Genomic DNA, 13,125 nt, shown 5'->3' with positions numbered 1-13,125 from the left:
ACTTACCAGTCTTATCGGATGAGGAGTCCCAGGTCCATGGCCGTGGTGACGGCGGCGGTGCGGTCGGAGACGCCGAGCTTGCCGAAGATCCGCAACAGGTGCGTCTTGACGGTGGTCTCGCCGATGAACAGCGCCCGGCCGATCTCGGCGTTGGTCAGCCCCCGCGCGACCAGGGAGAGCACCTCGGTCTCGCGCGGGGAGAGCGACTCGGCCGCGGGGGCCCGCATGCGCGAGACCAGCCGGGTCGCCACCGACGGCGAGAGCACCGTCTCCCCCCGGGAGGCCGAGACGACCGCGGCCAGCAGGTCGGCCCGGGAGGTGTCCTTGAGCAGGTAGCCCGCGGCCCCCGCCTCGACGGCGCGCACGATGTCCTGGTCCGTCTCGTAGGTGGTCAGCACGATGACCCGGCTCTCCGGCCGGTCCGCCAGGATGCGGGGGATCGCGGACACCCCGTCGCCGCCGGGCATCCGCAGGTCCATCAGGATCACGTCCGGCGCGAGCGCGCGGGCCCGCACGACGGCCTCGTCCCCGGAGGCCGCCTCGCCGACCACGGTGACCCGCGGATCGGACTCCAGCATCCCGCGCAACCCCTCCCGCACCACCGGGTGGTCGTCGACGATCATCAGGCGCAGCATGCGGTCATCCTCCCTGCTCGGCGGGGACGGAGGTCCCCGGAGAAGCGGTCCCGGGGTCCGCGGTCCCGGGGTCCGCGGTCCCGGGGTCCGCGGTCCCGGGGTCCGCGGTCCCGGGGTCCGCGGTCCCGGGGTCCGCGGTCTCGGGGGCCGCGGTCGCGGTGGCCGCCCGGCCCGGATCCCCCGACAAGGCCTCCGCGCCGGTGGGGACGGTCACGGCGAGGACGGTCCCCGCACCGGGCGCACCGGTCACGGTGAGCGTCCCGCCGACCTGCTCGGCCCGGGCGCGCATCCCGCGCAGGCCGTACCCGCCGCCGGCCGCCGGATCGAGGCCGATCCCGTCGTCGCGGACCTCCAGTGTGACGGTCCCCGGCCCGTAGACCGCCCGGACGTCCACCCTGCCCGCCCCCGCGTGCCGCCGCACGTTCGCCAGCGCCTCCTGCGCGGCGCGGATCAGGACCACCTCGACGGGCGGCGGCAGGGGGCGCGACCGCCCGCGGACGACCGCGGCGGCCTCGATCCCCGTCTCCTCGCCCAGCCGCGCGGTGAGCCGGTGCAGGGCCTCGTCCAGCGTCGAGCCGTCCAGCGGGGCGGGGGCCAGGGCGGCGATCAGCGCGCGGGCCTCGGCCAGGTTCTCCCGCGCGGTCCGTACGGCCAGCGCCAGGTGCCGGGCCGGATCCGGCTGCGCCTCGGCCGCCTGGAGCAGCATGATGATGCTGGTGAAGCCCTGGGCCAGGGTGTCGTGGATCTCCCCGGCCAGGCGCTCGCGCTCGGCCAGCGCGCCGCGCTCGGCCGAGAGCCGGGCCACCTCGGCCCGCTGGGCCTCCAGTTCCTCGATGAGCCGGGCCCGCTCGTCGCTCTGCTGCATGATCCGCTCCATCCAGATCCCGAAGGCCGCGGAGAAGAAGACGACGATCACGGTGACGGTCAGGAAGTTGAACGTCTCCACCCCGTCCTCGTCGAAGGTGAGGAAACGCACCGCCGGGGCCAGGTTCAGCACCACCACGCAGCCGACCGCCTTCTTGGCGGGGAAGACCATGAAGCACTGCGGGCACAGGCCGAAGAGCGCGAACGTCGCCGTCGTGTCGGTGAGCGCGGCCGGCGCGAACAGCGCGGTCATCAGGACGATGTACAGGGCGCCCCGGCGCCGGTCGTCGGCCAGGATCGCGGGCCGGCCGAGCAGGAGGTACAGCGGCACGATCGCGATCAGCAGCGCGGAGGCGAGTGCCCGCTGCCACGGCGGCAGGCCGCCCAGCGCGATCGCCCCCGCCGGGAACAGGACCGCCGTGACGAGCAGCACCTCCCAGCCGCGCAGCGACTCCCACACGTGCGGGCCGTCCGCGGCTCCGGCGCCCCGGGCCTGCCCCCGCGATCCGGAGGCCCGTACCGGCGGACGGTCCCCGGCGGGGTCCCTCCGCCGCACGGCTATCCGTCGCGGCGGCTCTTCCAGCGGAAGGTCGTCAGGCACAGCAGGAGTCCTCCGATGACCCAGGCGCCCAGAATCAGAGCGACTCGGCCGAGTTCGTATGATTTCGCCAGTTCGAGTGTGGCACCTCCGTCGCCCAGGAACACCGACCGGAAGCCCTGGCACATCCACTTGAGCGGGAAGAACGAGGCGACCCGGATCACCCACTCGGGAAGCTGGCTGATCGGGATGAACACCCCGGAGATGAACTGCAGGACCACGAACGGCATCGCGATCACCGCGCTCGCGCTCTTGGCCGACCGGGGCAGGCCGCTGGCCGCGATGCCGAGCAGGGACGACCCGAGCACGCCGAGCACGAACACCCAGGCGAAGGTCAGCCAGTCGGAGGGCGCCGAGGGCGGCTCCAGCTCGAACAGCGCCACCCCGATGGCCAGCAGGATCGCCACCTGGACCGCGGAGACGAGCAGTGTGTTGAGCGCCTTGCCGATGAAGTAGGCGGCGGGCGGCATCGGCGTGCCGGCCAGCCGCTTCAGCGTGCCGTCGTCGCGGTCCCCCGCGATGCCGATGCCGAGGTTCTGGAAGCCGGTCATGGCCGCCGAGCCGATCAGACCGGCCACGTACAGCTGGGAGACGTTCAGGCCGGTGCCCTCCAGTTCCTGCGCGAAGATCGATCCGAAGATCACCAGCAGGACGATCGGGAAGGAGAAGGTGAAGATCACCGCATCCTTCTCCCGGAAGAACATCCGGGTCTCGAAGGCCGCCCGGGACAGCCCCACCCTGATCGTGGAGGGCGGTCCGGCGGGCGCGGGCACGGGTGCGGCGGAGGAGGGGGCGAGGGTCTCGCTCATGGGAATCGGGTCTCCATCGTCTGGATACGGGGATCGCCGGATGCGTCCGGCGGGGAGTCGTCAGGGCGCTCTCCCGGGGAGTCGTCAGGGCGCTCTCTCGGGGAGTCGTCAGGGCGCTCTCCCGGGGAGTCGTCAGGGCGCTCTCCCGGGAGGAGCCGGAGGTCATCCTCCGATCAGGCGGAGGTAGACCTCCTCCAGGGACGGCCGGGACACGGTCAGCTCCGGGATCTCGCCGTCGAACCGCTCGCTCAGCTCCCGTACGGTCCGCGTGGGGGTGTCGGTCTCCAGCGATCCGCCCGCCCAGCGGACCGTGGCCTTGGCGGTGGCCCTGCCGCCCAGGGTCGCGGGCTCGCCCTCGGCCACGATCCGGCCCCCGGCGATCACCGCCACCCGGTCGGCGAGCGCCTCGGCCTCGTCCAGGTAGTGGGTGGTCAGCACGATCGTGGTGCCCCGGTGGGCCAGCCCCTGGATCAGCTCCCAGAACCGCCGCCGCGCCTCGGGGTCGAACCCGGTGGTCGGCTCGTCCAGGAAGAGCAGCTCGGGGCGGCCGATCACGCCGAGCGCCACGTCCACCCGGCGCCGCTGGCCGCCGGAGAGCTCCCGGACCCGCTTGCCGGCCTTCTCCGTCAGGCCGACCTTCTCGATCACCTCGTCGGGGTCCTCGGCGTTCGGGTAGTAGCCGGCGAAGTGCCGGACGGTCTCCCGCACCGTCGCCTCGGTCATGTCGTTGGCGGTCTGCAGCACCACCCCGACCCGGGAGCGCCACGCGCGGGTGGGCCGGCCCGGATCCACCCCCAGGACGCTGACCTCGCCGGCGTCCCGCCGCCGGTAGCCCTCCAGGATCTCCACCGTGGTGGACTTCCCGGCCCCGTTGGGGCCGAGGATCGCGAAGACCTCGCCCGGCTCGATGTCGAGGTCGATGCCCCCGACCGCCTGTACGTCGCCGTACCGCTTGGCCAGGCCGCGCACCTTCACCGCTGTCGTCGTCATGCCCCCAGCCTCGTGCGGGCGGGCCGCCGCCGGTACCGACGGCCGGTGGAACCCCCTGTCCTCCGTTCGGAGGACAGGGCCGCCGGTCCGGAGCGGCGCACGGTTCCCGGAACCGGGCAGGCGGCGGACGGTTCCCCGGAACCGGGCAGGCGGGGAGCATGCCGGAGGAACCCGCGAGCGGGGCCGCACCGGCTAGAACAGCGTGGGGTTCTCCGGCTCGATGCCGCGCAGCGCGGCGTAGTCGAGGGTGACGCAGTCGATACCGCGGTCGGCGGCCAGCACACGGGCCTGCGGCTTGATCTCCTGGGCGGCGAAGACCCCCCGCACCGGCGCCAGCAGCGGGTCGCGGTTGAGCAGCTCCAGGTAGCGGGTGAGCTGCTCGACTCCGTCGATCTCGCCCCGTCGCTTGATCTCGACGGCGACGGTGGCCCCGCCCGCGTCGCGGCAGAGGATGTCCACCGGGCCGATCGCCGTCATGTACTCCCGGCGGATCAGCGTGTAGCCCGCGCCCAGCGTGGTGATGTGCTCGGCCAGCAGCTCCTGCAGGTGCGCCTCGACGCCGTCCTTGATCAGGCCGGGGTCCACGCCCAGCTCGTGGCTGGAGTCGTGGAGGATCTCCTCCATCGTCAGGACGAGCTTCTCCCCGGTCTTGCCGTGGGTGACCGTCCAGGTGCCGTCCTCCTCGCGGAGTTTGCACGGCGGGTTCATCCAGTTGAGCGGTTTGAAGGCGCGGTCGTCGGCATGAACGGACACGCTGCTGTCCGCCTTGATCAAGATCAACCGGGGCGCCATCGGGAGATGGGCCGTCAGCTTTCCCACGTAATCCACGCTGCAACGCGCGATGACCAGCCGCATGGGCCCCCACCCTACCGGCCGGACACCGGCGTCCGCCCGGCGAAGCGGGGCGACCGCCGGGGGCCCCGGTGGTCCGGGGCATCGCCGTACGGCTCGGCCGGGGGCCCCGGTGGTCCGGAGCGCCGTCGTACGGCTCCGCCGGGAGTCCCGCCGGGCCGTACGGCGGCGCCTTCTCACGGTGCGCCGGTCAGCGCACGACCTCGGTGAGCTTGACCCGGGCGCCCGTGCGCAGGACCGCGCGCTCGTAGATCCGGGCGCCGACGGCGAGCATGCCCGCCGTCGCGGCGAGCATCAGCGCCGCCGCCAGCCCGATCTCCCAGAGGGGCACCTCACCGCCCGCCGTGCGGACCGGCATGACCATGGAGGAGAACGGCGGGATGAGCGACATGACCCGGGCCAGCGTGGTGCCGGGCTCCATGGTGGTGAAGAAGGCCGCGAAGTAGGAGACCATGATCAACATCTGCAGCGGGGTCAGGACGCTGCTCACCTCCTCCTGCCGGGAGACCAGGGAGCTCAGCGCCGCCGCCAGCACGGAGAAGAAGGCGTAACCGAGCAGGAACCAGAACAGGGTGCCCAGCACGATGCCGGTCATCCCCGGGGGCAGGTCGACGGTGAAGCCGGTCGCGGCGGCGGTGCCGAGACCGACGGCCATCACCACGATGAGGTTGACCAGCGCGAGCACGCCCAGGCCCAGGACCTTGCCGCCGAGCAGCTGCCAGGGGCGGATGGAGGTCAGCAGGATCTCCACGATGCGGCTGCCCTTCTCCTCGACCACGCCCATGGCGACGAACATGGCCGACTGGAAGATCAGGAAGAACAGCACGATGACCACGATGGTCGCGATGCCGGTGCGCGCGGCCGCGTAGCGGGTGTCGGCGCCGACGGAGACCTGCTCCAGGGGGGCGACCTGGATCGCCCGGGCGACCGTGGCCGGGTCGAGGCGCGCGTCGGTGAGCTGCTTCTGCATCTGCGCGGTCTGATGCGCGCCCTCCAGCAGCGCGCCGAGCTCCCGGTCGACCTCGCCGTCGGCGAGCACCCGGTGCTCGTCCACCACGGCCGCGTCCACGTCGCCGTCGAGGACCGCCTTGCGCGCGGCGGCCTCGTCGGCGAACGGCCTGGTGGTGACCTTGGTCTCCCGGGACGATCCGGCGGACGCCTCGACGAGCTCGCGCTGCACCGCGGGGGAGCCGACGACGCCCACGGTGTAGGAGTCGGGCCCGTCGAAGACCTTGGGCAGGAAGGCGAACGCGCCGACCAGCAGCGCGCTCACCACCAGCCCGATGACGAACCCCTTCGTACGGCCGCGCGTGACGATCTCCCGCCGTGCGACCAGCCACAGTCCGCTCACCGCTGCACCGTCCTCAAGTCGTCGGAGGAGAGGCTCATGCGACGGCCTCCCGGAAGATCTCGGTGAGCGAGGGCCGCTCCCAGCCGAAGTGCTCGACCCTGCCCGCCGCGGTGGCGGCCCGCAGGATCTCCTGGCCGTCGCCGTCCACGCCGGTGAAGCGCACCTCGTCACCGTCGGTGGTGAGGTCGCCGGGCAGGCCGGCCGTCCAGCCGGGGGCCGCCTCCCGGACGACCACCTTCAGCACGCCGCGGCCCTCCTTGGCCCGCAGCTCCGCGACCGTGCCGCTGGCCACCATGCGCCCGGCCGAGATGATGCCGACCGCGTCGCACAACCGCTCGACCAGGTCCAGCTGGTGACTGGAGAACAGCACCGGGGCACCGGCGCGGCGCCGCTCGACGAGCACCTCGGCGAGCGCGTCGACGGCGATGGGGTCGAGACCGGAGAAGGGCTCGTCCAGGACGAGCGCCTGGGGCTCGTGCACCAGCGCGACGGCGAGCTGGACCCGCTGCTGGTTGCCCAGGGAGAGCGCGCCCACCTCGTCGCCGGCCCGCTCGGTGAGCGAGAGCCGCTCCAGCAGGTCCGCGGTCGCCTGCCGGGCCGCGGCCGGGGCCAGGCCGTTGAGGCGGCCGAAGTACTCCACCTGCTCGGCGACCTTCATCTTCTGGTACAGCCCGCGCTCCTCCGGCATGTAGCCGAACCTGCGCCGGTCGGCGAAGGCCAGCGGTGCGCCGTTCCACCGCACCTGGCCGGAGTCGGCGGACAGCACGCCCATGAGGATGCGCATCGTGGTGGTCTTGCCCGCGCCGTTGGCGCCCACGAAGCCGAACATCTCGCCCGGCTTCACGGCGAAGGACACGCCGGTCAGCGCGGTCTTGTCCCCGTAGCGTTTGTGCAGGTCATCAATTTCGATCATTCGGAAAGCCCTTCCGTCAGTCGTTTCAGCACGGAGACATAATCCAGGAAGGCGCGCCGCCCGTCGTCGGTGAGGGAGAGCCAGGTACGCGGGCGCTTGCCCACGAAGACCTTCTCCACCTGGACGTAGCCGGCCTCCTCCAGGGTGAGGATGTGCTTGGAGAGCAGGGAGTCGCTCACCTCGATCGTGTCGCGCAGGAAGCGGAACTCCGCCTTCTCGGCGGCGGACAGCGCGGCCATGATCGAGAGCCGGACCGGGGCGTGGATGACGTCGTCCAGCCCGTGGCGGGGGTGCGAGCCGCTCATCGCGGCGCCCTCAGGATCCGCCCTCCCGCATAGAGCAGGGGGAGGCCGGTGGCCACCGCCAGCGTGACCGCCAAGGCGGTCCAGCCGCCGCCGGGGTCTCCGGGCCGGAGGAAGAACGCGGCGATCAGCGTGGCCACGGTCATGGCGCCATAGGCGAGGTGCACGGCGCCGCCGGTTCTGCTGGCCCGGACGATGGCGCGGTCCCGCACGCCGAGTTTCTCGTGGTAGCGGGCGAACGTCCCGACCAGGACCGATGCCAGGATCGCCGCCGAGATCTGGAGCCAGCGCGGGCCCAGCAGGATGGTCGTCCAGTAGACGGTCGTCACGGTCCCGGCGAGGAGGTAGACCAGTCCGGCCGTCTCCACCGACCGCCGGACCCGTCGGTCGACGGCGCCGATCTGCTGCAGCGCTTCTTCCGGAGTGAACTTGCCCTCCAATGCTCCTCCTTCGTTCATGTCATTAAACGCTAGTTGATACTCAACTTCTGTTCAAGTATTTTCCAGTGCCGGTTGCAGGGAGTACGGGGCGTCTCTGGGAGACTCGGGGAGGGAAGCGCCGGCTCTCCGCCGGCACCGGTCCGCGGGCGTGATGGGGAGAGGGATGGCGAATACCTTTGAGACGGTCGGCGTGGTCGGCCTCGGCACGATGGGGGCGGGGATCGCCGAGGTGTTCGCCCGCGCCGGGATCGCGGTCGTCGGCGTGGAGACCGATCCCGGGGCGCTGGAGCGCGGCCGGGGTCACCTGGAGGGCTCCACGGGCAGGGCGCTGTCGCGCGGCAGGCTGACCGAGGCCGAGCAGGCGGCGATCCTCGGCCGGGTGGCCTTCACCACCTCCCTGGAGGACCTGGCGGACTGCGACCTGGTCGTCGAGGCCGTCCCCGAGGTGATGGACTTCAAGCGGGCCCTGTTCACCGACCTCGACCGCGTCTGCAAGCCGTCCGCGGTGCTCGCCACCAACACCTCCTCGCTCTCGGTCACCGCGATCGCGGCCACCACCACCCGGCCCGGCCGGGTGGTGGGCATGCACTTCTTCAACCCGGCCCCGGTCATGCGGCTGGTCGAGGTGGTCCGCACGGTGACCACCGAGGACGGCCTGGCCGACGAGGTGGCCGGGCTCGCGCGCCGCCTCGGCAAGACGCCGGTGACCGTCGCCGACCGCGCCGGCTTCGTGGTGAACCGGCTCCTGCTGCCCTACCTCAACCACGCGGCCGTGCTGCTGGAGCACGGCCTGTCCACCCGCGACGACATCGACACCGCGATGCGGCTCGGGGCGGGCTTCCCGATGGGGCCCTTCGCCCTGCTCGACCTGATCGGGCTGGACACCTCCCACGAGATCTGCGAGGCGCTGTTCCAGGAGAGCCGCGAGCGCCGCCACGCCCCGGCCCCGGTCCTGCGCGAGCTCGTCACCGCCGGGCTGCTCGGCCGCAAGTCCGGGCGCGGCTTCTTCCACGGCGAGGAGCCGCCCGCGAACCCCTCCTCCGAGGAGAAGCCGTCGGCGAGCACCGTCGCGGTCCTCGGCGGGACGGCCGGGAACGGGACGGGCGCGGCGGAGGGCGCCGCCGAGGCGTTCGCCGCGCGGCTGTCGGCGGCGGGTTTCAAGACCGCCCCGGTCGAGGACGCCGACCTGGTCGTCGCCGTCTCCCGCACCCCGGTGATCGAGCAGGCCGTACGGCTCCCGCACCCGGAGCGCCTGGTCGGCCTCAACCTGGTCGGCGACCAGGTCGCGGAGGTCGCCTCCACCGTGCTCACCTCGCCGGGCGCCGCGCAGGTGGCCCGGGGCCTGCTGCGCATCCTGGGCCGGACGCCGGTGTCCTGCCGGGACCGGGCCGGGTTCGTGGTCGGGGCGCTGCTCCACCCCCACCTGAACGACGCCGTGCGGATGTACGAATCGGGCTACGCCTCGATGGAGGACATCGACACGGCGATGCGGCTGGGCTGCGGCTACCCGGCCGGACCGTTCGAGATGCTCGACCGGCTGGGCCTGGAGGCCGTCCGCGACGGCCTGCGCGCTCTCTACGCCGAGTACCGCGACCCCTCCTTCACCCCCGCGCCGCTCCTCGACCGGCTCGTCACGGCCGGTGTGCGGAGCATCCGCGACCTGTCGTCATGAGTCCGCGCAAGGCACGGCGGATGGACCCCTTCGACCGCGGTGGGAACCGGGGCGGAGCCCGCCCCGTCGGAGGGTCGGTGCCCGGGGTCGACCAGGTCGAGGAGTGGCCGGACGGCGACTGGCACGTGCGCCGGGTGACCGGGGCGGCGGCCGGCAAGGTCTACCGGTGCCCCGGATGCGACCAGGAGATCCGCGCGGGCCTGCCGCACCTGGTGAGCTGGCCCGCCTGGGCGGGCGGGGAGGACGAGCGCAGGCACTGGCACACCGCCTGCTGGCGCAACCGGACCAGGCGCGGCCCCGGCCGGAGTCGATACTGAAGAGGATCGGTGGGCGCCGGCCGCGTCCCGTGTCCACCGGCCGCGGAGTCCCGTGTCCGGTGGCCGCGGAGTCCCGTGTCCGGTGGCCGCGGAGTCCTGCGCCCACCGGCCGTGAAGAAGGAGAACCATGGAGATCCGGGCCTCTACGGTCCTGCCCGCGCGGCGCGAGCCGATCGAGCTGCACACCGGTGACGGGCTGACCCTCGTCGGCGAGCTGGCCCTGCCGCCGGAGCGCCCCCCGGTGGCCACGCTCGTCTGCCTGCACCCGCTGCCCACGCACGGCGGCATGATGGACAGCCACCTCTACAAGAAGGCCGCCAACCGGCTGCCCGCCCTGGCGGATCTGGCGGTGCTGCGCTTCAACACCCGCGGCACCTCCTCCGAGCGGGGCACCTCCGAGGGCGCCTTCGCCGGCGGGGAGGGCGAGCGGTTCGACGTCGCCGCCGCGCTGGAGTACGCCGAGTTCCACGACCTGCCCCGGCCGTGGCTGGTCGGCTGGTCCTTCGGCACCGAGCTGACGCTCAAATGGGGGCACGACCCGGTGGTACAGGGGGCGATCCTGCTCTCGCCGCCGCTGCACCGGGCCACCGACGCCGACCTCGACGCGTGGGCGGCGTTCGGCCGGCCGCTCACCGTCCTGGTGCCGGAGCTCGACGACTACCTCCGGCCGGAGGAGGCGCGCCGGCGCTTCGCCCGGGTCCCGCAGGCCGAGGTCGTCGGGGTGGACGGCGCCAAGCACCTGTGGGTCGGCGAGCCGTACGTGCGGATCGTGCTCGACGAGATCGTCCGCCGGGTCAACCCCGCCGCCCATCCCCTGCCCACGGAGGTCGCCGGGGCGTGACTCCGGAGGCGGACGCGCAACCCGTCACGCGTCGGGGGGTGCCAGGAAGGGAGTACCGGATTACGGTGGACGGCGTGCGCCTGTACACCCGGTCGGCGGGCGAGGGACTCCCGGTCGTCCTTCTCCACGCGTTCCCGATGTCCTCGACGATGTGGCTGGCCCAGCGTGAGGGCCTCGCCGCCACCTGCAAGGTGATCACTCCGGACCTGCGCGGCTTCGGCGGCTCACCGCTCGGCGAAGACGAGCCCTCACTCGACGTGATGGCCGACGACGTCGTGCGCCTCCTCGACGAGGAGGGGGTCGACCGCGCGGTCGTCGGCGGCCAGTCCATGGGCGGCTACGTCACCATGGCCCTGTGCCGCCGGCACCCCGACCGGGTCCTGGGGGTGGTCCTCGCCGACACCAAGGCGACCGCCGACCCCGAGCCCGCCCGGGCCGGCCGGGAGCGCATCGCCGCGGCCGTCCTGGAGCGGGGCGCCTCGGTCCTGGTGGACGAGGTGCTCCCGGGACTGGTCGGACCCACCACCCGGCAGCGCCGGGCGATGGTCTTCGGCCGGGTCCGGGGCCTGGTCCAGTCGGCGCCGCCCGCCGCCGCGGCCTGGGCCCAGCGGGCCATGGCCGTCCGCCCCGACTCCTTCGACACCCTGCGCGCGCTCCGGGTTCCGGCGCTGGTGATCGTGGGGGAGGAGGACGAGCTGTCCCCGCCGTCCGACGCCGAGGCGATGGCGGAGGCGGTGCCGGACGGCCGTCTGACGGTGATCGAGAAGGCCGGCCACCTCAGCGCGATCGAGCAGCCCGAGGCGTTCAACCGCGCGGTGGCGGCCTTCCTGGAGGAGCGGATCCGCTGAGCGGCCCGGTCGCGCGGGAGCACCGGAGGCGGAACCGGCGGCCGGGCCGCCGAGGACGCGTGGGAGCCGTGCGGGGCGGTCGGGGCCGTGTGAGACCCGGGGGACGCGTGGGTGCCGTGCGGGGCGGCCGGGGAACAGAAGGAGAGCCCGGCGACCGCGAAGGTCGCCAGGCTCTCCCGTAGCCGTCGTCGGTGCCCCGTAGCCGGGGGTGGCGCTACTCCTGCCACCACTCCGCGTCGTCCTCGGCCTTGTCGGCCTTGGCGGGAGCGGGGACCGGCTTGTCGGCGCTGCCGTTGGGCGAGGCGGCGATGGCGGGCTTGGCCGGGGCCGCGGTGACCGCGGGCTCCGGCTCCACGGCCGGGAGCGGCGCGCCGCCGAGGAGCTGGCGGAGCTGCGCCAGGTGGCTGGTGATGCTGTCGCGCTGACGGGTCAGCTCGTCGACCTGGCGCTGGGCGACCGAGCGGCTCCGCTCGGCCTCGGCCTTGGCCTCGGAGACGATCGACTCGGCGCTGGCCTTGGCCTCGGAGACGACCTGGTCGGCGTTCTTGCGGGCGTTGGCCAGCAGCTGCTTGGCGTGGGTGTCGGCCTCGCGGCGGGTCTGCTCGGCCTGCTGGGTGGCCTTGGTGGCCCGCTGCTCGGCCGTGGCCGCCCGCTGCTCGGCCTCGGCGACCAGCTTCTGGGTGGCGGCCTGCGCGGTGGCGTGGCGCTCGGCCTCCTGGCGCTCGGCCTCCTCGCGGCGGGAGGCGAGCTGGATCTCGAACTCGGCCTCGTCCTGGGCCCGCTTGGCCTCGGACTCCTCCAGCACCCGCTGGGCCTGGGCCCGCATCTCGTCGGCCTGGCGCTTGGCGGTGGTGAGGATCTCGTCGCGCTCGCGCTTGGTGGAGGCGCGCAGCTGGGCGACCTCGCGCTCGGTGGTGGTGCGCAGCTTGGCGATCTCACGCTCGGCGTCGGCGCGCTTCTCGGCGACCTCGTGGTCGGCGGTGGCCCGGAGCTTGGCGACCTCGCGCTCGGTGGTGGAGGTCAGCTCGTCGGCCTCGCGGCGGGCGGTCGAGCGGATCTCCTCGGCCTCGCGCTCGGCGGTGCTGCGCATGTCGTCGGCCTCGCGGGTGGCCAGGGCGCGCTTCTCGGCCGCCTCGTTCTCGGCGGCGGCGCGCATGTCGGCGGCCTCCACCTTGGCCGCGGCCTTGATCTCGTTGGCCTCGGCGCGGGCGGCCTGGACGAGCTCCGTGGCCTGCTCCTCGGCGAGGCGGAGCAGCTGCTCGATCCGGGCGCCGAGTCCGGAGTAGGTCGGGCGCTCCTGCTCCTGAAGCTGGCGCTGGGAGTCGGCCAGATCCCGCTGCAGGCCCTGGACCTGCTCCCGGGCCTGACGCAACTCCCCGTCGATCTGCTTCAGGTGGTCGTGGACCTGGTGCCGGTCATAGCCACGGAGCACCACGTCGAATTCCCGAGCGGGGGCGTCTTCAAAGAAGTTGTTGAGCTGGGCGTCGATGTCGGACTGCATGGAGGCTCGATCCTGGGTTGTCGAGACGGCTACACGGGCCGGACGGGGGGTTTCGGACATCCGAGGCGGGAGCCGGGGCGGGATCCACGTCCGGTGGTACGCCAGCGTACTCCGCCGCTGCCGCGTTGGCCTCCTCCTCCGACTATCTGCGTGACTTGTTACGTATGAGCCTTTCTTGCGTTCCGCCCCCGT

14 protein-coding genes are annotated in these 13,125 nt (G+C 73.2%); 4 read left to right on the top strand and 10 right to left on the bottom strand.

Translation table 11 applies throughout. The features are described from left to right. Positions 1-11 precede the first annotated feature (11 nt). The 9 genes from HS045_RS02075 to HS045_RS02035 all read right to left on the bottom strand — a co-directional run bounded on the left by HS045_RS02075 (position 12) and on the right by HS045_RS02035 (position 7,772). Positions 12-635 (bottom strand): response regulator transcription factor, encoded by a 624-nt coding sequence (locus HS045_RS02075; protein WP_196449471.1) that lies wholly within the window; start codon positions 633-635, stop codon positions 12-14. Between the two features lie 4 nt (positions 636-639). Next, positions 640-2,100, bottom strand: coding sequence for a sensor histidine kinase (locus HS045_RS35995; protein ID WP_196449470.1), 1,461 nt, complete (start codon positions 2,098-2,100; stop codon positions 640-642). Then, positions 2,058-2,906 carry an ABC transporter permease gene (locus HS045_RS02065; protein WP_196449469.1) on the bottom strand — a complete coding sequence of 283 codons (849 nt, stop codon included), beginning with the start codon at positions 2,904-2,906 and terminating at the stop codon, positions 2,058-2,060. The genes HS045_RS35995 and HS045_RS02065 overlap by 43 nt, the downstream gene beginning before the upstream one ends. A 162-nt stretch (positions 2,907-3,068) precedes the next feature. After that, complete coding sequence (locus HS045_RS02060; protein WP_196449468.1) at positions 3,069-3,896, bottom strand: ABC transporter ATP-binding protein; 828 nt, start codon at positions 3,894-3,896, stop codon at positions 3,069-3,071. Positions 3,897-4,088: 192 nt separating this feature from the next. Then, positions 4,089-4,751: an endonuclease NucS gene (gene nucS, locus HS045_RS02055; RefSeq protein ID WP_196449467.1), complete on the bottom strand. Its 663-nt coding sequence runs from the start codon at positions 4,749-4,751 to the stop codon at positions 4,089-4,091. A gap of 187 nt (positions 4,752-4,938) precedes the next feature. Then, positions 4,939-6,099, bottom strand: a complete 1,161-nt coding sequence (locus HS045_RS02050; RefSeq protein WP_196449466.1) for an ABC transporter permease — start codon at positions 6,097-6,099, stop codon at positions 4,939-4,941. Positions 6,100-6,133: 34 nt separating this feature from the next. Beyond that, positions 6,134-7,012, bottom strand: coding sequence for an ABC transporter ATP-binding protein (locus HS045_RS02045; RefSeq protein WP_196449465.1), 879 nt, complete (start codon positions 7,010-7,012; stop codon positions 6,134-6,136). Beyond that, on the bottom strand, positions 7,009-7,317 hold the full coding sequence (locus HS045_RS02040) for a transcriptional regulator (protein WP_196449464.1): 309 nt from the start codon (positions 7,315-7,317) through the stop codon (positions 7,009-7,011). The genes HS045_RS02045 and HS045_RS02040 overlap by 4 nt, the downstream gene beginning before the upstream one ends. Next, positions 7,314-7,772 (bottom strand): hypothetical protein, encoded by a 459-nt coding sequence (locus tag HS045_RS02035; protein ID WP_196449463.1) that lies wholly within the window; start codon positions 7,770-7,772, stop codon positions 7,314-7,316. The genes HS045_RS02040 and HS045_RS02035 overlap by 4 nt, the downstream gene beginning before the upstream one ends. A 145-nt stretch (positions 7,773-7,917) precedes the next feature. Between HS045_RS02035 and HS045_RS02030 the strand changes: the two genes are divergently transcribed. From HS045_RS02030 to HS045_RS02015, 4 genes are all read left to right on the top strand, one after another. Then, the gene (locus HS045_RS02030) at positions 7,918-9,426 is read left to right on the top strand and encodes a 3-hydroxyacyl-CoA dehydrogenase family protein (protein ID WP_196449462.1); all 1,509 of its coding nucleotides are present in this window, start codon (positions 7,918-7,920) and stop codon (positions 9,424-9,426) included. 77 nt (positions 9,427-9,503) lie between these two features. Further along, positions 9,504-9,743 (top strand): ATP/GTP-binding protein, encoded by a 240-nt coding sequence (locus tag HS045_RS02025; protein WP_307827350.1) that lies wholly within the window; start codon positions 9,504-9,506, stop codon positions 9,741-9,743. Between the two features lie 127 nt (positions 9,744-9,870). After that, complete coding sequence (locus tag HS045_RS02020) at positions 9,871-10,584, top strand: alpha/beta hydrolase (protein ID WP_196449460.1); 714 nt, start codon at positions 9,871-9,873, stop codon at positions 10,582-10,584. A gap of 74 nt (positions 10,585-10,658) precedes the next feature. Beyond that, entirely contained in the window at positions 10,659-11,432 is a 774-nt protein-coding gene (locus HS045_RS02015; RefSeq protein ID WP_196449459.1) for an alpha/beta fold hydrolase, read from the top strand. Positions 11,433-11,646: 214 nt separating this feature from the next. Here the strand turns inward: HS045_RS02015 and HS045_RS02010 are convergent, their stop codons facing one another. Further along, entirely contained in the window at positions 11,647-12,933 is a 1,287-nt protein-coding gene (locus HS045_RS02010) for a DivIVA domain-containing protein (protein WP_196449458.1), read from the bottom strand. Positions 12,934-13,125: the final 192 nt, after the last annotated feature.

This window comes from Planomonospora sp. ID82291, assembly GCF_015711645.1.
In the GTDB taxonomy this organism is placed as follows: Bacteria; Actinomycetota; Actinomycetes; order Streptosporangiales; family Streptosporangiaceae; genus Planomonospora.
This window is presented reverse-complemented; position numbering and strand designations above follow the sequence as displayed.